The sequence below is a fragment of the Celerinatantimonas marina genome (genome assembly GCF_046054165.1).
GTDB lineage: Bacteria > Pseudomonadota > Gammaproteobacteria > Enterobacterales > Celerinatantimonadaceae > Celerinatantimonas.
The window spans coordinates 226,585-249,368 of sequence record NZ_JBFNXK010000006.1 but is presented as its reverse complement, the minus strand read 5'-3'; the positions used below and the strand labels follow the sequence as shown (position 1 = coordinate 249,368).

The window sequence follows — 22,784 nt, the reverse complement described above, 5'->3', positions numbered from 1 at the left end:
GTGTGATGTTATTTTGAGAACATTGTTGATATGGTTAGCTCGCTTAGTTTGCGAAATTGAATGAAGGACAGAGTCATGATGCAAGACGTCCCAAATCAGAGTCATCCGTCTGATTTCCCGGCATCGATGTGGACCCCGGTTTACCACATTGCCCCCTCGTTTGGACTATTAAATGATCCGAATGGTTTTTGTTTTTATCGGGGCCAGTATTGGTTGTTTTTTCAGTGGAATCCGAGTGGGTGTACCCATAAAAATAAACATTGGGGGTTGCTGACTAGTCCTGATTTGTGCCAGTGGCAGCAACAAATGTTCCGTTTAGCGCCTGAGCATTGGTATGACAAAGATGGATGTTATTCAGGCACCGCGCTGGTGGAAGGTGACAATCTGTCGTTATTTTATACCGGAAATGTGCGTGATGGTGAACAGCGTGAGAGTTATCAGTGTCAGGTGAGTTGGCAAAGTGATGACCAACTGCTGCATTATGGCCCGTTGTGGCATCAGCAGTTGGCCGGTTTTACCGGGCATGTACGGGATCCGAAGGTTTTTGACTGGAATGGTCAGCGTTATATGTGGCTGGCGGCACAGAGCGAAACGCTGCAAGGGGGCGTTTGTGTACTCAGACAGCAGGGGAACAGTTGGAGCCGTGTCGGACATTTTTCCCGACCCATCGACTGGGCTGACCATCAGTTGGGATATATGTGGGAATGTCCTGATCGACTCGTGATTGGTGAGCAAACAATTTTGGTTTGTTGTGTGCAAGGGATCCATGTCCCCTGGCCATACTACCAAAATCAAAACTTAAGTGGCTATTTCGCAGTGACTGTTGCGGCCGATACGGGCGCGATTGAATTTAAAAGTGATTATCAATTACTCGATTATGGCTTTGATTTTTATGCACCACAAACGTGTGTTGATCCGGATGGGCAGACGATCCTGATCGGCTGGATGGGGCTTCCCGATACTCCATTACCCCCTACGGCTATTCATCATGGTTGGAGTCAACAATTGACAATTCCACGTATTTGTCAGTGGCAAAATGGTCAATTGTATCAACGTCCAATCCCTTCGTTACTGGCTCAGGCAAAAAATGAGCAGTGTTATCAATGTGAAACACAACCGCAGTTTGCGTGTCCGGCTAGTTCTGTCTTGAGTTGGCAAGGGACTGCTGAAAAAGGTGCATTGACCTTTGGTGAAGGTGAGCCGCAATGGGAGATGAGTTGGGATGAACAGGGGCTGATCACCATTAATCGACATCAGCTTGCGGGCCCGGGGAGTGAATCCATTCGCTGTTATCAGAGCTTTCGAAAAACCATTCATAGTTGGCAGCTGTTCTTTGATCACTCATCGTTTGAGTTATTCGTCAATGGAGGCGAAGCGGTCTTGAGTGGACGGATGTATCCTGATTCGCACTGGCCGGTTGGGAATATTCAAAGTACCGGACAGTTGACCGTTCAGTCCTTAGGTCAATTCGTGCAGATGCTTAATAAGGAGGATTTCGGTGAGTAATGTTCAGGTATGGTGTTTAGGTGATGTCGTGGTGGATTTATTGCCGGATGGTCCACAGTTGTTTCGTCAATGTCCAGGTGGCGCACCGGCGAATGTAGCCGTTGCATTAGCCCGGCTCGGCGTGCGTTGTGGATTTATTGGTTGCCGAGGCCGAGATCCTTTTGGCCGTTTTATGGCCAATACTCTACATCAGGAAGCCGTTGATGTGCGCTATTTGCATGAAGATCCTGAACATTTGACATCGACTGTGTTGGTTGATCTGGATGATGCGGGGGAACGTTCTTTTACCTTTTTGGTTCAGCCCAGTGCGGATCAGTTTTTGCGTGTTGAGCAGTTGCCCATTTTTGAAGCCGATCAATGGTTACAGTTAAGTTCTATTGCGCTGGCCGGAGACGTCACGCGTGTGGCTGCGATTGAGGCCATGCAACGCATCAAGGTTGCCGGTGGGCGAGTCTTTTTTGATGTTAATATTCGCGAGTCATTATGGGCTGATACCTCGTTGATGATCCAGCAAATCTGGACAGCTTTAAGGATCAGTGATGTGATTAAAGTGAGTGAAGAAGAAGCGATGTGTCTCACTGGGGCTTCAGATTTACCGTCCGCGTTGGCACAACTAGTTGATAAAACTGGGGCGCTGGTTGTGGTTACGATGGGCGAAAAAGGGGCTCTGGTTAAAGATCCACAGCATCAGCAGTTGATTCCGGTCAATCGTGTTGCTCAGGTTGTTGATAGTACGGGAGCGGGCGATGGTTTCGTCGGTGGAATGTTAAGTACTTTGTTGACCGGCGATGATTGGAAGACGATTATCTCTGCAGTTGAGCGAGGTAATCAGGTCGGATCTTATGTGGTGACCCAAAAAGGCGCTATGAGTGCCTTACCATCCGCAGCACAGTTAAAGTTCTGATGCGTTGTTAGTCGTGGTGAACCTTTTGTGACTATTTGAGCCGCGATCACATCTCTCCAAAAATGGCGCGCTGCTTATGCAGAGTGCCATAATCTTCGCATAATCGTTAGTCTATCCATCCTTTTTTGATTGATTTTTCATCATTCAATGATATTAAAAAATAATATGATTTAGTTATCTAATTAAATAATGGGGAGCTATATATCCATTGCTGTTTTTAAATTTAAGCATAGCTGCATAGAGTACAAATCTAATAAATTTTTATGATTTAAAATCAATCGATTATATCGATAAATCCATTCTTAATGATCAATCCACATGCAATTGACTATATTTAAATCATAGTGATTAAAAACTAATCTAGTTGTATTAATTACATATCAAATATTTTCACTATTAAATTAATGAACTTTAAATATTTTAACTATAAATATTTAATTTTTTATTTTTGAAAATATAAAAATTACGCCGTGAAAATATAATAATTTTTACGTTTAAATTCATTATATTATGTATTATCAGAGTTTGTTTAGTTTAACTTAAGGCTTGAAAAGGCCTTAAATAATGGTTAGTGTACTAAATATATATTTCGTATAAGCACTTTTATTGTGTGCGATTTTGTCGCATCGAGTAGGATTTATGACCGTAAAACTAGAAGTAAAAAATCTGTTTAAAATTTTTGGTGATGACCCTGATCGAGCTTTTTCTCTCATTGAGCAAGGTAAAAGTAAGGATGAGATTTTTAATGAAACAGGATTAACCGTTGGTGTTAAAGATGCCTCATTATCGATTAACGAAGGCGAAATCTTTGTCATCATGGGGTTGTCAGGGTCTGGAAAATCGACCTTGGTTCGGCTTTTGAATCGGTTGATCCCTCCGACCCGAGGCCATGTTTTTTTAAATAATCAAGATATTTCCGCCATCAGTGATAAAGAGCTGCGTGAAGTACGACGCAAAAGCATCAGTATGGTTTTTCAGTCGTTTGCACTGATGCCACATATGAACATTATTGATAATACGGCATTTGGCTTAGAACTGGCTGGTGTGGATGTTGGATCTCGGCATGCCGTCGCCCGTAAAGCACTGGCTCGAGTGGGTCTGGAACCCTATTGCGAATCTTACCCGGATGAATTATCCGGAGGGATGAAACAGCGTGTGGGATTAGCGCGGGCGTTGGCGAACGACCCGGAGATCCTGTTGATGGATGAGGCATTTTCAGCACTGGACCCTCTAATTCGAACCGAGATGCAAGATGAACTGATCCGCTTACAAAATGATGATCAGCGAACCATTGTGTTCATTTCTCATGATCTAGACGAAGCGATGCGTATTGGTGATCGAATTGCCATTATGCAAGGGGGCGAAGTGGTTCAGGTGGGCACTCCGGATGATATTCTACATAACCCGGCGAATGATTATGTGAAGTCATTCTTTAAAGGGGTGGATGTGACCCATGTCTTTAGTGCAAAAGATATCGCCCGCTCGAACGTGCCAACGGTTATTCGTAAAAGTGCAGCAGAAGGTGCCAGAGCTGCGCTACAGCTCATTGATGATAGCGATTGGGATTTTGGTATTGTTCTCGATCGGCGGCGACAGTATCTGGGAATGGTGACTTTAGACTCATTGCAAACTGCGAACCGGCAGCGAGAGAGTTTGGTTTCAGCCATTGATGATGATATTAAAATCTTACATCCCGAAACAGCGCTGAGTGAATTGATTAGCGATGTGGCCAGTGTTCCTTATGCAGTCCCGGTTGTGGATGATGATGGCCGTTACCTCGGTGTTATTACGAAATCCCGCCTATTAAAAGCTTTAGATAAAGAGATTGATCATACCCATGAGTAATGCAACGCAAGATCCTTGGGGAGCTGCCCCAGCGAATACCAACGCTGATTGGCTGAATGCTCCGGTTCAACATGCGCCATCGTTCGACTGGCTGCATCCTTTTCAACATAAACTGATCCCGTTTGCCCATTGGGTAGAGCAGGCGCTCAATTGGCTGGTGGCTAATTTTCGGCCGGCGTTTCAAACGATTAGTTTACCGATTGACTACATCCTGACGTTATTTCAGGCATTGTTACAGTCGCTTCCAGCCCCTTTTATGATTGTCATTTTGTTTTTAATCGCCTGGCAATTAGCCGGACTACGGTTAGGGATTGCGACGGCAATTTCATTGATCGTGATCGGCGCGATTGGTGCCTGGAGTCAGGCAATGGTGACGCTAGCTTTAGTTTTAACCGCAGTATTGTTTTGTGTGGTGATTGGATTGCCGATGGGGATCTGGCTGGCGCGTAATGAACGAGCCGGGAAGATTATTCGTCCAATGCTGGATGCGATGCAGACCACACCCGCTTTCGTGTATTTGGTCCCGATCGTGATGCTTTTCGGGATTGGGAATGTGCCCGGGGTTGTCGTGACGATTATTTTTGCATTGCCTCCGGTGATTCGGTTGACCATTTTGGGGATCCGGCAGGTTCCGGAAGAGCTGATTGAGGCGGGTAATTCATTCGGTGCCAGTCCCAGACAGTTACTTTATAAAGTGCAATTGCCCTTGGCGATGCCAACCATTATGGCCGGGGTGAATCAAACGCTGATGCTATCCCTTTCAATGGTGGTGATTGCCTCAATGATTGCTGTGGGGGGCTTAGGCCAGATGGTTCTGCGTGGCATTGGCCGTTTAGATATGGGGCTGGCTGCAACCGGAGGTTTAGGCATTGTGATCATGGCGATTCTGCTGGACCGGTTAACTCAGACCATGGGGCAAGATCGTCGTTTGAAACAGGGCGGCCAGTGGTATCAAAATGGTCCTGTGGGTCTAATCTATAAGTTATTTCACAAATCGTAATTCTTTTTAGGCACCGACCTCGGTGCTCCTTCCCAACCCTTCATGCAAAGGAGAGATGACATGAAACCATTGAGTAAGCTGATTTCTTTCACGGTACTTGGACTTGCGTTAACCACCACGGTTCAGGCTGCCGATCTACCTGGGAAGGGGGTAATTGTCAGACCGGTACAAAGCACGGTTGCTGAAGAGATGTTTCAGACCGTGATCGTTGATAAAGCATTGCAGCGTCTGGGATATCAAATTGAGCCGATTAAGCAGGTGGACTATAACGTCGCTTACACTGCGGTTGCGAATGGAGATGCCACATTTATGGCTGTGAATTGGGATCCCTTGCATGCGACAAAATATAAGCGGGCGGGAGGCGATAAAGCCTTTTATCGGCGGGGGTATTACATTACCGGTGCAGCACAAGGATATATGATCGATAAAAAAACGGCAGAGAAATACCATATCACCAATATTGCTCAGCTGAAGGATCCGAAACTAGCGAAGTTGTTTGATTCCAATGGGGATGGTAAAGCTGATTTGACCGGTTGTAACCCTGGGTGGGGGTGTGAAACCGTGACCAATTATCAAATAAAGAAATTTGGCCTATCCGATATTGTTGAGCTAAACGAGGGAAATTACTCAGCGATTATCGCCGATACCATCTCCCGTTACCGTAATGGCAAACCCGTTCTGTATTACACCTGGACACCGTACTGGGTGAGTGGCGTCTTGGTTCCCGGCAAAGATGCTATTTGGTTGGAAGTGCCGTTTTCTGCGATTCCAAATGATCCTAAAGCGGATACGGCGCTGCCCAATGGTAAGAATTATGGATTTCGGATGAACAGTATGCGCATTGTGGCTAATAAAGCTTGGGCCGCTAAAAATCCAGCTGCCGCTAAATTATTTGCCATCATAAAATTGAGTGTGAATGATGTGAGTGCTGAGAATCTGATGATGCGTAAAGGTCAGAGCAGTGAAGAAGATATCCAACGTCATGCTGAGGGTTGGATTAACGCCCATCAGGCATTGTTTGATCATTGGATTGATGAAGCAGCCAAAGCGGCGACACATTAAAGAATTCGGGGCGAGGTTCGCTGGGTGACAAAGGGCGGTGGCCCCGATGGTCACCCCTATTTACTGGAGGAAGCGCGGTTTTCATGGTCTGTTTTTTTGAGAGCCGGAGGGATCTGAGGCAACCGGGATAAACTTTTCGTTAAATAATCGATAAATACTTTGAGTTTTGCCGGTAAATAACGATTAGGTGGGTAAAGTAACCAGGCTCCGCCAGTATAGCTGGTGACAAAACGCCAGTCTGGGAGCACCTGTATTAATTCGCCCCGACGAATGGCCTGATGTACTGAAAAATAAGGCAGACTAGCAATGCCAATCCCTTGGATGGCTGCATCAAGCCGCACTTGGGTATGATTGGCTGCATAGCGGCCGGATATTTCAACGGTGATGTTTTGGGTGCCTTGATGAAAGGTCCATTGTCGATCTTTGGGTTGTTCCCCTAAAAAGATGCAACTGTGCTCACGGAGCTGGCGTGGATGTGTGAGCGGTGCAAATTGTTCAAGATATTGAGGGCTGGCACAGATCACGTGCTCGATATCGATAAGTTTACGTCCCACCATATCCTGAGGGGGGTGATTCGTGATGCGGATCACCAAATCAACCCGATCATCAATTAAATCGATGTAGCGATCTTCAAGGAGCATTTGGACATCGATATCCGGATATTGGCGGAGAAATTCGGGCATAAACGGATGGACCAATAGATGTCCAATGGCTTTGGGGATGCTGATCCTCAGTTCGCCTTGGGGTTTGGGATTAATTCGTTCACTGACATCGAGTACAGCTTCTGCGGCCCCGCGCATATCTCGACAGCGTTGATAGACCGCTTGCCCAGCCTCATTCAAGCGTAGTTTTCGCGTCGTACGCTCCAATAGCCGACAAGCCAGTTGTTCTTCAAGTCGGGATACACTGCGGCTGACCGAAGATGGGGAGACTCCCAGATCTTTCGCTGCCGCCGAAAAACTACCGGTTTCAACAACGCTGACAAATACGGCCATTTCATAGAGTAAGCCGATACTCTTATTTGTGTCTGGCATACGGCGATGAGGATTGTAAAAAGAGAATTATCGCATTTTCAGGCGCTTTGATCATCCGTAGATGTTCGTATTATCAGCGCCACGCAAAAATTTTAGCGTTGATGCTATCCCAAACAGTGTTGTTTTCTTTATTCTTAATAAAAACAACGAATTATTCACGAAGAACAAAAAGATATATTATTAGGATACTAAATATAGTGTACTAAATGATGATGAGCTAAAATAGAACGTAATGACTTTTGACTAAGCGAAAGTATCGTTTAATTAAGCCTGTTTTTAGGCAGTGATACAAAATGCTCAATCATTAATACCCAATAGAATTTAGGGAATAATACTTATTTATGAATTAGTTATCTAATTAAAATAAGCTCAAGGGTTCAATGGGGTGTAACAGGCACTGAGCATGCCGTAGTTTAGCCATTTTTTGACTCGATGCCGAGTGGTTTTAGGTAGGATGACAATGGAAAGACATGAAGAAGTTCTGGTCGCGATTCGTCAGATAATCCGGGCGATTGATTTACATTCAAGTCGTTTAAGTAAAGAAGTTGGGCTAACTGGGCCACAATTGGTCCTGATGCGTGAAATTAGAGATTCCGCAGAAGAGACAATCCGCCAGATGGCCAAAAATACCAATATGAGTCAGGCGACGGCCACGACGATTTTAGATCGGTTGGAGAACCGTGGATTGGTGGTTCGTCTTCGTAGCCAATTGGATAAGCGTAAAGTGCATGCCCATTTAACAGATGCTGGGCGGGAACTGTTGAGTAAAGCGCCATTGCCGTTACAGGATAGTTTTGTATCTCGATTTCAGAATTTGGAAGATTGGGAACAATTGTTGTTGCTCTCTAGCGTCCAGCGCATTTCAGCCATGATGAATGCTGAACATTTGGATGCTTCTCCTATTTTAGTGGCTGGGAATGTGACAGATGTTGAGCAGGTTTACCACGAATAGATGAAAAACCTTCGCGTGTGTGAGAAATATCTCACGCAGTTGTCAGAAAATCAGGCTTAATTTTGTGAACTTGAAATAATAAATATATATCTATCATGTAGTTATATTATCCCGGTAAAAAATCCGGGATTTTTTTTGTCCAAAGACCGATCTCCAGAGAACCATTTTGGTTATTATGAATCTCGAAAGGACGCAATGCTCTGTGACGGATTACACAGAGGCCAAGAAGGCTTAAGGAACCCCTTAGGATAAGGGAAAGGACCCCTCCAGGAAGGAGAGAGCAGCGATTACGGATAAGTCGCTATGCCATGAAGGCTAAAGGAACACGCAACGGAGTTGTGAAGAGGAATTAAACAAGGATTGGTTGATAAAGGTCATTAAGGATTGCATGGAGCAATACAGGTTCACGGATTATGAACTATGTGACTATCGGGGTGGCACTATTTTAGTGCCACCCCAAATTTTTTGTGCTTTCGTAGCGCACTTTCTCGGTAGCTGACATTGCTATTCTCCTGAAACGTCCTGAGCGTTGTGCGATATTTCCCCTATATTTAATCAGTGTTTTTAGTGTAAAAATGCACTTCCCATTAAATTTTTTCTTTAAAAACAATAGATTATTTAGAAATCATTATTTATTGCCCCAATATTTTTGAATTTTCCGCCGTGTTTTTAAAAACCAGCTACCTATAATAAATCGTGTAGGGACAAACAAGCCGATAGGATATTGGCTCGCCAGGTAAGGCTTAGGATTTCGATCGGAGTATCGCAGGGACACCTCCCGGGAAGGAGTAGGATGGCTGTGGAGTCAGTCATTAAGCAATGGAAAGGTAGGACAGGTCAGGATTGACAAGAGGAACGAGCAGGGATTTCTCGATAGGTCAAGGATTGTGCAGGGAGCATCAGGCTCAAGGGGTGAGCATTGTGACTATCGGGGCAGCCGCTTGGCTGCCCTTCCATTTTGTACCATTAGGATTGAATGTCGATTTTAAGATCAGTATGGGGATTCTGATCTGTTTTAACTTTAGTTCCCTCACACATCAGTTTTGTAACTTTTTGATAAATAGCCATATTGTTGATGAGTTCGAAACGGGTGATTGCGTTACGTTTTAAGGCCGCCCTATCTTGCATAGAGCGGCTTTTTTTTAATCTTTGAAAGTCATTAACTATTGGTACAAAAGTTGCTGATAACCCATAAATGGTTTAGCGATGGAGATAATCCAATGACACAGGAAAAACTTAATTACTTTCAAATGATTAAAGGTATGGAAGCAGAAGTGGAACAGGGATTACTGGAAGTGATGTTGCCAGATGATTTACCTCAATTGGGCATTTATGGTGCAAATCGGATTGCTAAACGGCGCGGTTCCCGGGATTGCACGTATTCAATGGCTCCTAAACAATAATCGTGAAAGGATGATGATCATTGCCCCAGGCTTATAATAATGGGGACGTTTTTTTACTTTTTTATCAAAACCGACCATTCTTAAAAGAGCGTATTTAGGAATCGGGAGTTACCGCATTCCTACTTTAAAGGATGGTCAAAATGGTTTTGAGCGCATTGCCCGGGCAAAGTTATCCCCTAGGCTCTCGCGTCGAAAGTACCGGGGTTAATTTTAGCCTTTATAGCAAATCGGCAACGGCTGTGACGCTATTACTTTTTGATGCGATTGACAGTGAAACACCCTATCAGCGGATTGAGTTCGATCCGATCCGGAACAAAACCGATAATTATTGGCATGTCTTTGTCAAAGGCCTGAAAGCCGGTGCATTATATGGGTTTCAGGTGCAAGGACCGTTTCAACCCGAGCGTGGGATGCGTTTTGATGCATCGAAAGTGCTGGTTGACCCTTATGCCAAAGAGCTGCGGCTGCCGAGTAATTATAGTCGGGATGCCTATCGGGAATATGGTAAGAATACCGAGTCCTGCGCGGTTAAATCGGTTGCCCTAGAGCTACGGCCCTTTAACTGGGAGGGAACCAAACCGATCCATCGCTCACTTGCCGATACCGTGATCTATGAAATGCATGTCGGCGGCTTTACTAAAGATGAACAATCGGGGGTGAGTGCCGAAAAAAGAGGGACTTACGCCGGAGTTATTGAAAAAATCCCGTATCTGAAATCACTGGGGATCACTGCGGTTGAGCTGCTCCCCGTGGCGCATTTTGATCCAGCCGATGCCGCGAGTGGCAAGCAAAATTATTGGGGATACTGCCCGATTAACTTTTTTTCTCCCCATACCGCATATAGCTCTAATTCCCATTTAGGGGGACCTTCCACCGAGTTCCGGGAGATGGTTCTGGCGCTGCATAAAGCTAAAATCGAAGTGATCTTGGATGTGGTTTTTAACCATACCACTGAAGGCAATGAATTCGGTCCAACCCTCAGCCTGAAGGGGCTACAGAATGATGCCTACTATATTTTAGAGCGCTCTGATCAGCAGTATTACAGCAACTACAGTGGCTGCGGAAATACCTGCAATACCAATAATTCGATTATGCGGCGGATGATCCGAGATGCCCTGAAGTATTGGGTGACGGAGATGCATGTTGATGGATTCCGGTTTGATTTAGCCTCGGTGTTATCTCGCAATTCGTTAGGTGAAGTCTTAAGCGATCCCCCCCTTTTGTGGTCGATTGATTCCGAGCCCGTTTTGGCGGGCACTAAAATTATTGCCGAAGCATGGGATGCCGGAGGATTATATCAGGTCGGGAAATTTGTCGGCGATCGTTGGAATGAATGGAACGGCTTATTTCGGGATGATGTCCGGGCTTTTCTTCGGGGAGATAATGGTCGGGTTCATGGTTTTATCAATCGATTATTGGGAAGCCCCGATCTGTATTATGACGATCATCGAACTCCACAGCGATCAATCAATTTTATCACGGCCCATGATGGTTTTACCCTGAACGATCTGGTGAGTTATAACAGCAAAAATAATCTCGCAAATGGCGAAGATAATCGGGACGGTGACAATCACAATTTATCTTATAACTTTGGTTATGAGGGAGAAGACGGGCTGACTGATCCGGTCATCTTACAGCTGCGCCAGCGACAGATGAAAAATTTCTTTACAATTTTACTGCTGTCGCTGGGAACTCCGATGATCTCGATGGGAGATGAAGTCGGCCGTACCCAACGGGGCAATAATAACGGATACTGTCAGGATAATGCGCTGAGTTGGTTTGACTGGAAACGGGCCGAACAGTATCAGGATCTGGCGCGTTTTGTCCGAAAACTAATTGAGCTTCGGTTTAAAGATCCGGCATTGGAACACCGGATCCACGACACGTTGAGTCATATTCTCGATGATGGACGGATCCAGAAACATGGGGTTCATGTCGATCAGCCGGATTATGCCGATGATTCACATTCCATCGCGTTGAGTTACGCCCTGCCGTATCGCAACGAACATCTTTATTTGGCGGTGAATGCGTATTGGCAACCGTTAACATTTGAGTTGCCGACGATTGATCGACAGCAATGGCGGCTAGTTTTGAATACGGCAGCGCCTTCTCCGGATGATATTTGTGATATGGGTGAGGCCAAACCATATCATCAAGCCTCGATATTACTGGAGCCGCATTCGATTGTGGTGCTGGTGGCGAGGGACTGCTGAGCATAATCACGCACAGTGGAGTGATTAAAAATTTAAAACAGGTCTATCTGAGCGCTGGTGATGGAATGAAAATCCAGATTGATTTCCGGCAGAATCGCATCGGCGACCGGCTGTAGCTGTTTTTCAACATAGTGTTGATAATCGATAGGAGCACTTTGACATTCAACGGCCTGTGGTCCCGACAGTGTGATGAGATAGCGGATCCATCCCTGATGTTGATAACGGAGTGATTTGCCCTGTTGTTGGTTTTGTTGGTCGGCTTCTCGAGCGGCTCGAACCTGCGGTGGAATATTTTTTTGATAGGCGGCTAGAGGACGCCGGAGCCGTTTTCGGTAAATTAAATCCTGATCTCGCTGTCCTGAAAGTGTTTCAGCGACAAATTTTCGGATCATGGGGGTTGGGTCCTGATGCGTAAAGATGAGCTGATATAACTGGGTTTGAAATTGTTTGGCCAGCTCGGTCCAGTCGCTCCGGACGGTTTCTAGCCCTTTAAAAATCAACTCGCCATCGGCTTTTAGCCCGGCGTAACGTTTTTTACTCCCGGCCTGAGAGCCCCGAATAGTCGGCATATGAAAACGCTGATAATGGGTTTCAAACTCTAGTTCTAACGCGCAGTCCAGATCGAATTTTTGGCGGATGCTGGCTTGCCAGCGCTGATTGATCTGTTGCTCAAGCTGTTGTCCGATCCGAGCCGCCTGATCGGCATCATAACCCGGACCGAGTAAAACAAATGTCGAATCGGTATCCCCATAGATCACGTCATAGCCCGCTTCATGGATCCAGGCAGCCGTTTGTTGCATGATTTCATGGCCACGCATGGTAATAGAACTGGCCAGCCGCGGATCATAAAAGCGGCATCCGCCAGAACCTAAGACACCATAAAAACTGTTCATCAGAATCTTAATCGCCTGGGAGCGGGCCTTATCTTGTTGTTGTTTGGCTTTATCCCGTTGTTGCCACAGCGCGTCAATAATCGCCGGGAGATAATGTTGGGTTCTGGAAAAACGGGCCCCTAAGAAACCGTCAATACTGTGTTCTGGGTGTTTTAAACCTTCGATGAGCCCCATCGGATCGATCTTGAAGGTTCGGATAATCGAGGGATACAGGCTTTTAAAATCAAGGACCAGCACGTTTTCATAAAGGCCCGGCTTTGAATCCATCACATAGCCCCCGGGGCTGGCTAATCCCTCCTCTTCGCTAAGATTAGGGGCGATGTAGCCGGCCCGATGTAATTTGGGAAGATACATGTTGGTAAAGGCTGCGACACTGCCTCCGGGACGGTCTAAATCGAGTCCGGTGAGTTGGCTACGCAGACACAGATATTCAATGAGATGGGTTTTGGCAAAGATAGCTTCGACTAATCGGCAATCTTGCAGGTTATACGCGGCTAACTGGGGCTTATCTTGATGAAATTGACGTTCGATTTCATCCATCCGGTGATCCGGATCGTCGCTGAGCTTGCCTTCTCCCAGCAGCTGTTGTGCCACGGATTCCAAACTGAAACTATCAAACTGGTAGGTGGCGGTTTTGAGCCCTTGAATGCCGTCGATCACCACGCGACCCGGAATATCAAAAAAGCCTTGCCGGTATTCACTGGCCGGTTGCCAGCGGGCGAGTTTTCCGGCTCGACCCAGACGCAACGGGATCTGGTGGTGCTGGGCCCGGCGGGCCAATAGTTGGCAATCGAATTGGATCACGTTCCAACCGATGAGCAGATCAGGATCACGGTCCTGAATTTCACGGATGAATCGTTGCAGGAGCGTCACTTCATCCGCAACCCATTCGATATAAGAAGGCGGTGGGTCCGCCGGTTGGCTACCGATCATCAATACTTTTTCGTAGTCGGATCCGCTCAGACCAATACAATACAAATGCCCGTGTCGTGAACATTCCAGATCGACCGACAGCGTGGTGAGAGGCGGAATGGCCGCTTCACAGCCTCGCAGTTTGACCTGACGGTATTGGGTGTAACCTTTGTTGGCAACGGCTTGCCCATAGAATTCCACCATTCCATAAGCGAAACGCTCCATGAGGTAACGTTCATGATGACGCAAATCGCTCTCAAAATGGAGCAGATGGTGATCGGTCAGTTGCTTGCGTGCTTCGTAAAAAGTGTGCAGATTTTTAAAATAAAGGGGGATCACCGTTTGCTGATTAAAGGTCATAAAGGATAACGGTTTGGTCGTGAAGCTATCGGGGGGTAATACTTGGGTGACGGTTTGCAGCTGATCAGATACGACGAACAGCAACGGTTGTTGATCCTCGATGAGCAGATTAACACAACCCTGCTCAGTGGCGAGCCATAAGTCAATGACCGGTTGGCCCTGTCGGTCATAGCTGCTGCGGTTTAGTAAAAAGCCGGTAGTGATGGCCGCCCCCTAATCAGGTGTTTTGCTAAATACTTTTAACGATAATAGCTGACTGGCCGGAATCGGTTTTCCGTGTAGCCATCCTTGCTGAAAGACAATACCCATTCTATTTAATTTTTCTGATTGTTCAAAGGTCTCAACGCCTTCGGCAACCATCTGGATATGCAAACGATGTCCGAGATGGATAATACTTTCCAGCACCGGGGTATTTACGGCGTCAGTGCCGATAGAGGCGACAAACATCTGGTCAATTTTGAGTAGATCCACCGGAAATTTTTGCAGATAACTCAGACTGGAGAATCCAGTTCCAAAATCATCAATTGCGATTTTGATCCGATCCTCGCGCAGCTGTTCCAGTACATCTAGGAATAATGGTTGATCACTGACTAATTCTTGTTCCGTTAATTCGATGATGACGGAACCGATCTGCTGTTGTAACTGATGGATCCCTTGAATGACTAGTGGATTCATCAATTGGTGGGCCAGCACATTAATATTAACCTTTAGCGCCGGATTGATCTGCTTGATGGGAGCCAGCTGTTCCGGGAGCTGTTTTAATTGTTGGAGTAAAAACTGATCACAGAGTCGGTAACGGATCAGATTGGCTAAAAAATGTTGGGGGGTGAGTAACCCTTGACGCGGATGTTGCCAGCGCACCAGAACCTCAACGCCTTCCACTTGTTGGGTGTGGGTGTTAAATACTGGCTGAAAATAATTGACGAGCTGATGATTATTTAAGGCGTGCTTTAAGGTCCAGCGGGAGTCTTCGAGAGTTTTACGGAGTTGCAGTATGGTCAGCGTAGCGGAAATAAAAATGGCAAAAGCCATCATGTACCACAGCGGTTCAAAATTAACCGGTAAAATAGAATGCTTCAGATCGTAGCTGGCATATAAGGCAATATGCGGTAAGTCTTTAAATGGGGCTCTGAAATAATAGAGATGATGACCTTCGACCTGTCGCTCATGCTGTTCCCGTTTTTGAATCGGGGTATAAATCGGGCGCATTTTTTTGGCGGCCGCCGATTCCGGAAAATTCGATTGCAACATCGTGTTGAGTGTGTCGCTATGGATGATTTCGACATGAATATTTTGATCCATCTGGGAAAAAATGTTGCTGAGATGATGGATCGGTAGCCAGCCATATAAGGCATAGTGATTGGGTAATCCCCAACCGAGAATAAATGAAGGTCGCTCAAGATAGTTCAGTGCAATCGGGCCGATAAGGCGCATTTTATTTTCGGTGAGTTGTAACTGCTTCACATGATGAACGGCTTTGGGAGCCCCCCAACTGGTGCATAAGACCGTTCCCTGTGGGCTGATTAATCCGAACAAAGCAATATGAGAATTATCGAACTGTAGCTGTCTTAAGGTATAGATATCTTGCGGATCGCATTGAGGTGAAATGGCCGGACTTTTTTCAACATGCTCAATAGTGGTATGGATTTGATGATTTAAGGTTTCATAAAGCCGTTCAACCTGTTCGTTAAAACTGGTCTGCTGAATTTGTTCGTTATAAATATGTTGAGTTAGAAATAGAATGACTAAAAAGATGAACGCCAGCACTATACCAGCCAGCCAGGGGAATAATTTCCATCGAAGAGTCTGTAAATAATGCACTATCGCGTCCTTTAGGATCCTACTTCTTTAAGGATATTCGAAACTCTTGTATTCAACCGAAAAAAGAGGGCCAAATGCGGCCCTCTTTGCAGTTATTGAGCTGATCCGATAAAACAACAAATCAACGCCATTTTTTAAAGGTGTTGATCAGACCGTTGGTTGAACTGTCATGACTGGAAACAGTGGCATCATCTTTGAGTTCTGGAAGAATGTTGTTGGCCAATTGTTTTCCTAATTCAACACCCCATTGGTCAAATGTGAAAATGTTCCAGATGATCCCCTGAACAAAGATTTTATGTTCATACAGAGCAATGAGGGAACCTAAAGACCGTGGTGTGATTTTTTGTAACAGAATCGAGTTGGTTGGGTGGTTACCCAAGAAAACTTTAAATGGAACCAAGTGTTCGATTTCATCGGCGGCTTTGCCTTGAGCTGCAAATTCAGCACGAACGGCATCGGCATCTTTACCAAAAGCTAAAGCTTCTGTTTGAGCAAAGAAGTTTGAGAGCAGTTTCTGATGATGATCGCCCAGTGGGTTATGAGTCTGTGCTGGGGCAATAAAGTCCGCAGGAATCAGTTTAGTGCCCTGATGGATCAACTGGTAGAACGCATGCTGACCATTAGTGCCGGCTTCACCCCAAATGATAGGACCGGTCTGATAATCAACTGGATTCCCGTTACGGTCTACATATTTCCCGTTGGATTCCATATCGCCTTGCTGGAAGTATGCAGGGAAACGATGCATGTATTGATCGTAAGGGAGAATCGCTACAGTTTCGCTGCCGTAGAAGTTGTTGTACCAGATCCCGATAAGACCCATCAATACTGGCAGGTTTTTATGAAGTGGTGTGGTCGTGAAATGCTGATCCATTTCATAAGCACCTTCCAACAGTTCTTCAAAATTGTCGAAGCCAATAGACAGGGCAATAGAAAGACCGATAGCAGACCAAGATGAATAACGGCCGCCGACCCAGTCCCAGAATTCAAACATGTTAGCGGTATCAATCCCAAATTCTGACACGGCTTTGGTATTGGTTGAAAGTGCCGCAAAGTGTTTGGCTACTTGAGATTCATCTTTAGCAGAGGCTAAGAACCAATCCCGAGCACTATGGGCATTGGTCATGGTTTCTTGAGTGGTAAAGGTTTTAGAAGCGATCAGGAATAAAGTGGTTTCAGGATCGACTTTTTTCAGGGTTTCGGCAATGTGAGTACCATCGACATTCGAAACAAAATAACTATCAATTTGTTCTTTTTTATAGAATTTCAGCGCTTCGGTAATCATGACCGGGCCTAAATCTGAGCCCCCGATACCGATGTTTACAATGCTGTTAATGGTTTTGCCAGTATAGCCTTTCCATTCTCCGCTATGGATTTTAGCGCAGAAGGCTTTCATTTTAGCCAGTACGGCGTTGACTTCAGGCATCACATCCTGACCGTCTACTGTGATCGGGGTGTTGCTACGATTACGCAGCGCAGTGTGAAGCACGGCACGATCTTCAGTACGGTTAATTTTTTCACCGCCAAACATCGCTTTAATAGCACTGGAAAGTTTACATTCTTCAGCCAGTTTGAAGAGTTTTTCGAGAGTTTCTTCAGTGATCAAGTTTTTAGAATAATCGAGAAGGATCTGATCGTTAAAAGAAGCCGTAAACTTGTCAAAGCGTTGAGAATCGTTGGCAAAAAGCTCTTTAAGATTGGTTTGCTGCATCTGAGCAAAATGGGCTTGTAGTTCTTTCCACGCAGAAGTCGTGGTTGGATTTATGTTTTCTAGCATAATCAATAGTCCAGATATGTTTTTAATAGGTTGACCAACAGACGATGAAGCCTATCTGTAGCCTAAAAATGGTTCTACTTTAACGATTACCACTTATTAGGCAAGGAACTAGATCAAAGCAGTAGTGTATCACGCACCATTTTACGATAGTTTGAAAAGAAGGCATACCTATCGTTAGAATTGTGGTATTTCGTATTATTTTTAACCGCTACTAAAGCGCTCATGATAGAATATCGCGCTTTATTTTTCATCTGTTAACTTTGGCTGAGGGCATTGCGTGTCACAGGAACGTCTTCAAATACGTCAGGAATTTGCCCGATACATTTTGCATAGCGGTGCCGCCGGAATGTGGGTGGGTTTCGTCTATGGCATTATTTGGATTGGGCTGGTGTGGCAACATGTCCCTAATTTGTGGTTGGGGTTATGGGTGGTTGGTTTTGCCGTGGTGGTCAGCTGTAGCGCGGTTTTTATTAAATTGCAGATCCGGTATCACGGCTGGGGAACCCCGGCCCATATTGAAAAGATGATGTTTGTCTTAATGGGATTCGGTGGTTTTTACCACTGTTTGTCATTGCTGCTGTTCTTTCCGTTGCTCCCTGCCGTCAATCAGCAACTTTGTCAGGTCTTGTTGATGGCGCTGATCCCGGTGATGATTTTGCCGTTGCAGGCACATCGGGCCAGTTTTAACAGTTTCTGGATCCCGACCTTAATTGTTCTGGCCTATCTCATCGACTATCAAAATGTGATGCAAATAGGTTTGCTGATGGCGCAAGTGCTGACCTGGGGCGTCATTAATTATATCCAACGCCGTTCCTATCATATTTTGTACGACGTCTTTACCCGGATGGTAGAAAATCAGGCCTTAGTCAGTGATTTGCGACAGGCGAATCGTATGATGCGCCATCGCAGTGAGACCGATGCCCTGACGGGGTTATATAACCGTTCTATGTTTGATCGTAAATTGGATAAATGGTGGCGACAGTCTTCCCGAAGTGGTAAACCGATCAGTCTGCTGATGATCGATGTCGATTATTTTAAAGCCTATAATGATCACTATGGGCATATTCAGGGCGATCAGTGCCTGATTCATATTGCCGATGTGCTAGAACAGTCTATCTTGCGAGAAGATGATTGTGCATTTCGTTACGGGGGCGAAGAATTTGTCGTGTTGCTCCCGAATGCGACGGAGCAAAGTGGTGATAAGGTTGCCGCACGGATCCAAAACCGGTTACTCAATGAGACGCTGGTTCATGAATGTTCGGATGTTTCTTCATGGGTCACCGTCAGTATTGGGATTGCAACCGGGGTGGGCGATCCGCAGCGCTCCGCGTTATTGTTGATGCAACAAGCCGATGAAGCACTCTATCAGGCCAAACGGGCAGGTCGAAATCAACGGCAACGATTTGTGGATGAAAGTTAAAGTGTCTTTTCCTTACATTTTATGGTAGATCATTCAGGGGCGTTGGTTTTGTTGTACTCTCATGAGTAGAGCCCTCACAAAAAATAAATAAAGGAGCGAGATCATGCAATGTCATCGTATTGAAGAATTAATCGAATTACTGACTCCGGTTTGGTTAGAAAATCAGGAGCTGAACCTGACTGAGATGTTGGCGAAGCTGGCGAAAGAATCTGGCTTTCAAGGCGATTTAACCGAGCTCAGTGATGACTCATTGATCTATCAGTTAAAAATGATCCAGACCGGTGAAGGCAAAGCGATTCCAGGATTGGCTAAAGATTATGAAGAAGATTTTAAAACCGCCATTCTAAAAGCCCGCGGATTACTTTAAGAGTCACGCCTGTTTAGCGGTTAATGTATGGAGCAAATTAAAACGAAGACAAATCAAATTAGAGTGAAGACAAACATACCAGTAAAAATTTAGCTAATTGCGCTAACCAGCTAATAATTAATAAGGAAATTTGTCTTCGTTTTAAAATGGTCGCCACTTTGTTAGATGTATTTCAGCTCCATACAGTTTGAATTACATGAACCATTTAAATCTAGATACTTGGATTTACATCCAATTCAACCATACGCTGTGTACTATGAGTCAACGCAGTTTCAAATGCCGCATCTGAAGCAAATAGCTTGTAGAACTCCATGTCTTCTTTACGACGGCGGAGCATGACTTCCTTGAGTATTCTTTTATACACCAACTCTCGGTTTACCGGGTCTGGGTTATTTTTGTATTTCGATTCAAAATCCGGGTGTTGACGGACACTCTCGGCAATCTTGATAAATTTGATACGTTGTTCTTCTGGCGTGGAGCTCCACCCTTGGAACCAGCGCTCGTTAAAGGTACGAATAATATCATCAAGTGGGTCCGTTTCAGTATCACCACCATGAGCACTTCTAGGGTTAGGGTTCTGCGGGTCAACGGGGGGTTCATCAGCATTCAAATTAATTGACTGATTTAGCTTAACTCGTTGTAACCCATATGAGCTCAGGTCAACCGATTCCAAAAGCTTATCAAAAGCATCTGCATCTGGATCATCTACTTTCAGCTTAGGAATCAAAAATTTAAGGAACCAGAATAGCTTTTCCCATTCCACAATTTCATACGGCATAATTGACGCCATCTGACCGTAAATTTTTACAAACTGTTTAGCTTTAATCTTGAAATCAACCTGTTCTTCAGGCTCTAGACTAAGCTCATCATCGAATCGAGCTACTGCGGTATCAATGATGGGGCTTAACGTTTGTGCATCTTCGTTACTAAAATAGCGAGTGACGAAATCTTCAACTTCATACCATTCATATACGCCAACATCATCTAGGTCATCTTTCAACTCATGCAGGACATTGATATCAGTCGCTTGAGAGAGAGATGTAGCGGTATAGAAAGGATCAAATGCAGCTTGAATATCTTCTACTGCGTTAAAGAAATCCAAAACAAACAAATCTTCGGTTTTCTTACCCAACTTAGGGGCACTACGGTTGAGTCGGGATAATGCTTGAACACACAAAACACCTGCTAGCTTTTTATCCACATACATGGCACAGAGCTTAGGTTGGTCAAAACCAGTAAGATACTTATTGGCCACAACAAGTAAGCGGTACTCATCCTGATTGATATGTTTAGGAATAGGGTCGTCGGGTTGCTTACGCTTATAATTGACATCGAAATAATCTTTGGTATCTGTATCGGGAAAACCGTTTAAGTCAGCCTCAGTGTACTCAATACCGTCAACTTCTTTCGTACCAGAGAACGCAATCAGAACCTTAAATGGATTTCCTAATTCTTCAAGAATACGGCGAATAGCTCTGTAATAACGTATAGCAGTCTCGATGTTCTGAGTAACAACCATACCTTTACCTTTGCCTTTTAACTTCTTAGCGTTAACGACAGAAGGTATAAAATGTTCCAGCATTATTTCAGCTTTCGTATCGATCGTTTGTTGACTACGTTCAACAAAAGCCCTTAGTTTCTTCTGAGCTTTCTTGGTATCAAATTCAGGATTTTCAGCTATCGACTTTTCAATCTCGTAATAGCTTCTATAAGTCGTATAGTTGGCTAGCACATCCAGAATGAAACCTTCTTCAATCGCCTGCTTCATCGAATAAAGGTGGAATGGTTTAAACGTACCATCCGATTGCTGCTGACCAAACTTCTCCAAAGTCGTGTTTTTAGGCGTTGCAGTAAAAGCAAGATACGAGGCATTGCCACACATTTTGCGTGATTTCATCGCCTGAAGAATTTTATCTTGTGCATATTCTTCAGCTTCGACATATTGTTTACCCATTGCCCGGTTCATATTGTCATGCGCAGAACCTGACTGGGAGCTATGTGCTTCATCGATGATCACCGCGAAACGTTTATCACTGAGATCTTCAATCCCATCGATAATAAATGGGAATTTTTGAATCGTGGTGATAATAATTTTTTTACCACCCTCCAAGGCGCGTTTAAGCTCGGAAGAGGTAAGAGCCGGAGCGATAATGTTTTTAACCTCGGAAAACTCTTTAATGTTATCTCTCAGTTGTTTATCAAGTAAACGACGGTCTGTTACAACGATAACAGAGTCAAACAGAGGTTGTTCCATTCCCTTACCACCGGAAACGTCGTTAGTTTCAGGATACGTTTCTATCAGTTGATACGCAGCCCAGGTGATGGAGTTTGATTTACCAGACCCTGCAGAATGCTGAATCAAGTATGTATGACCTACACCATGAATGGATGCATGAGCAATCAATTTACGTACAACATCAAGCTGATGGTAACGCGGGAAGAATAAGGTACGTTTCGCTAATGGGGTTTTACTACCGCCATCAAGACGCACAAAGTGTTGAATAATGTTAGCGATACTATTTTTGGTGAAGACTTCTTCCCATAGATATGCCGTGCGATGACCGTTAGGGTTTGGCGGATTCCCTTTACCATGGTTATAACCTTTATTGAAAGGCAGGAAGAAAGTATTTTTCCCAGCTAATTTTGTGGTCATATACACTTCATCAGTATCGGCTGCCATATGGACCAGACAACGACCAAAAGTCAGAAGTGGCTGAGTGGTATCTCTGTCTTCACGATACTGTTTTTGACCATGGTAACGTGCGGTTTGTCCGGTCCACGCATTTTTCAACTCAAGCGTGATAATTGGAATACCGTTGACAAACAGCACCATATCTATTTCTTGCAGTGGATTGGCTAATGAGTAACGAAGCTGACGTGTACAACTGAAAATATTAGCTGCAAAATTTTGTTTTACCTTGTCACTGCTGCTCGCTAACGGTGCCGGATACATGAGGTTTAAATGGGCATCATCAACTTTCAGTCCCTTTTTAAGCAGATGCAACACCCCATGCTTTTTGATCAAACGGTCATAACGCTCTAGAATCTTACGTTGCCAGTCACTCGGATTGTTCTTTTTCAGTTTAGCCAGTTCTTGTTCCTGAGAGTCTTCAAGAAACTGCCAAAAGAAACGATCATCCAATGCGTACTGCATATTGAAATCAGAAGGAAACCCAGATAGATAACCGCAATGTTGTATACCATAAGGCGTGACAGGAGCTTCAGAAATACCGACCTTTTGCTCTTCAAGGCAATGGCCAGTAAGTGCTTTTTCAATACTAGCCTCTAACGCCTGCTCGTTAGTATTACTGACCATCG

General features: G+C 44.9%; 15 protein-coding genes. 10 read left to right on the top strand and 5 right to left on the bottom strand.

Translation table 11 applies throughout. From position 1 onward, the window contains the following. Window positions 1-75 precede the first annotated feature (75 nt). From ABUE20_RS09010 to proX, 5 genes are all read left to right on the top strand, one after another. Window positions 76-1,506, top strand: a complete 1,431-nt coding sequence (locus tag ABUE20_RS09010; RefSeq protein ID WP_408619562.1) for a glycoside hydrolase family 32 protein — start codon at window positions 76-78, stop codon at window positions 1,504-1,506. Next, entirely contained in the window at window positions 1,499-2,410 is a 912-nt protein-coding gene (locus ABUE20_RS09005) for a PfkB family carbohydrate kinase (protein ID WP_408619561.1), read from the top strand. Before ABUE20_RS09010 ends, ABUE20_RS09005 begins: the two co-directional genes overlap by 8 nt. A 639-nt stretch (window positions 2,411-3,049) precedes the next feature. Beyond that, window positions 3,050-4,255 (top strand): glycine betaine/L-proline ABC transporter ATP-binding protein ProV, encoded by a 1,206-nt coding sequence (gene proV / locus ABUE20_RS09000; RefSeq protein ID WP_408619560.1) that lies wholly within the window; start codon window positions 3,050-3,052, stop codon window positions 4,253-4,255. Continuing rightward, a complete protein-coding gene (gene proW, locus ABUE20_RS08995; protein WP_408619559.1) occupies window positions 4,248-5,255 on the top strand; it encodes a glycine betaine/L-proline ABC transporter permease ProW in 1,008 nt (335 codons plus the stop codon). The genes proV and proW overlap by 8 nt, the downstream gene beginning before the upstream one ends. A 60-nt stretch (window positions 5,256-5,315) precedes the next feature. Next, window positions 5,316-6,317, top strand: a complete 1,002-nt coding sequence (gene proX / locus ABUE20_RS08990; RefSeq protein WP_408619558.1) for a glycine betaine/L-proline ABC transporter substrate-binding protein ProX — start codon at window positions 5,316-5,318, stop codon at window positions 6,315-6,317. A gap of 56 nt (window positions 6,318-6,373) precedes the next feature. On the opposite strand, the gene ABUE20_RS08985 is transcribed toward proX, so the two are convergent. Further along, the gene (locus ABUE20_RS08985; RefSeq protein WP_408619557.1) at window positions 6,374-7,351 is read right to left on the bottom strand and encodes a LysR family transcriptional regulator; all 978 of its coding nucleotides are present in this window, start codon (window positions 7,349-7,351) and stop codon (window positions 6,374-6,376) included. A gap of 460 nt (window positions 7,352-7,811) precedes the next feature. Between ABUE20_RS08985 and ABUE20_RS08980 the strand changes: the two genes are divergently transcribed. The 3 genes from ABUE20_RS08980 to glgX all read left to right on the top strand — a co-directional run bounded on the left by ABUE20_RS08980 (window position 7,812) and on the right by glgX (window position 11,919). Then, window positions 7,812-8,303 carry a MarR family winged helix-turn-helix transcriptional regulator gene (locus ABUE20_RS08980; protein WP_408619556.1) on the top strand — a complete coding sequence of 164 codons (492 nt, stop codon included), beginning with the start codon at window positions 7,812-7,814 and terminating at the stop codon, window positions 8,301-8,303. A gap of 1,220 nt (window positions 8,304-9,523) precedes the next feature. Next, window positions 9,524-9,706: a hypothetical protein gene (locus ABUE20_RS08975; RefSeq protein WP_408619555.1), complete on the top strand. Its 183-nt coding sequence runs from the start codon at window positions 9,524-9,526 to the stop codon at window positions 9,704-9,706. Between the two features lie 140 nt (window positions 9,707-9,846). Then, window positions 9,847-11,919 (top strand): glycogen debranching protein GlgX, encoded by a 2,073-nt coding sequence (glgX, locus tag ABUE20_RS08970; protein ID WP_408619554.1) that lies wholly within the window; start codon window positions 9,847-9,849, stop codon window positions 11,917-11,919. 32 nt (window positions 11,920-11,951) lie between these two features. On the opposite strand, the gene ABUE20_RS08965 is transcribed toward glgX, so the two are convergent. From ABUE20_RS08965 to pgi, 3 genes are all read right to left on the bottom strand, one after another. Then, window positions 11,952-14,288, bottom strand: a complete 2,337-nt coding sequence (locus ABUE20_RS08965) for a DNA polymerase II (protein ID WP_408619589.1) — start codon at window positions 14,286-14,288, stop codon at window positions 11,952-11,954. A 9-nt stretch (window positions 14,289-14,297) separates the two neighbouring features. Next, window positions 14,298-15,905, bottom strand: coding sequence for an EAL domain-containing protein (locus ABUE20_RS08960; RefSeq protein ID WP_408619553.1), 1,608 nt, complete (start codon window positions 15,903-15,905; stop codon window positions 14,298-14,300). Between the two features lie 121 nt (window positions 15,906-16,026). After that, on the bottom strand, window positions 16,027-17,679 hold the full coding sequence (gene pgi / locus ABUE20_RS08955; protein ID WP_408619552.1) for a glucose-6-phosphate isomerase: 1,653 nt from the start codon (window positions 17,677-17,679) through the stop codon (window positions 16,027-16,029). 277 nt (window positions 17,680-17,956) lie between these two features. Between pgi and ABUE20_RS08950 the strand changes: the two genes are divergently transcribed. Both ABUE20_RS08950 and ABUE20_RS08945 read left to right on the top strand, forming a co-directional pair. Next, window positions 17,957-19,099, top strand: coding sequence for a GGDEF domain-containing protein (locus tag ABUE20_RS08950; RefSeq protein WP_408619551.1), 1,143 nt, complete (start codon window positions 17,957-17,959; stop codon window positions 19,097-19,099). A 103-nt stretch (window positions 19,100-19,202) separates the two neighbouring features. Continuing rightward, window positions 19,203-19,466 (top strand): YihD family protein, encoded by a 264-nt coding sequence (locus ABUE20_RS08945; protein ID WP_408619550.1) that lies wholly within the window; start codon window positions 19,203-19,205, stop codon window positions 19,464-19,466. Between the two features lie 211 nt (window positions 19,467-19,677). On the opposite strand, the gene ABUE20_RS08940 is transcribed toward ABUE20_RS08945, so the two are convergent. Beyond that, entirely contained in the window at window positions 19,678-22,782 is a 3,105-nt protein-coding gene (locus tag ABUE20_RS08940; RefSeq protein ID WP_408619549.1) for a type I restriction endonuclease subunit R, read from the bottom strand. Window positions 22,783-22,784: the final 2 nt, after the last annotated feature.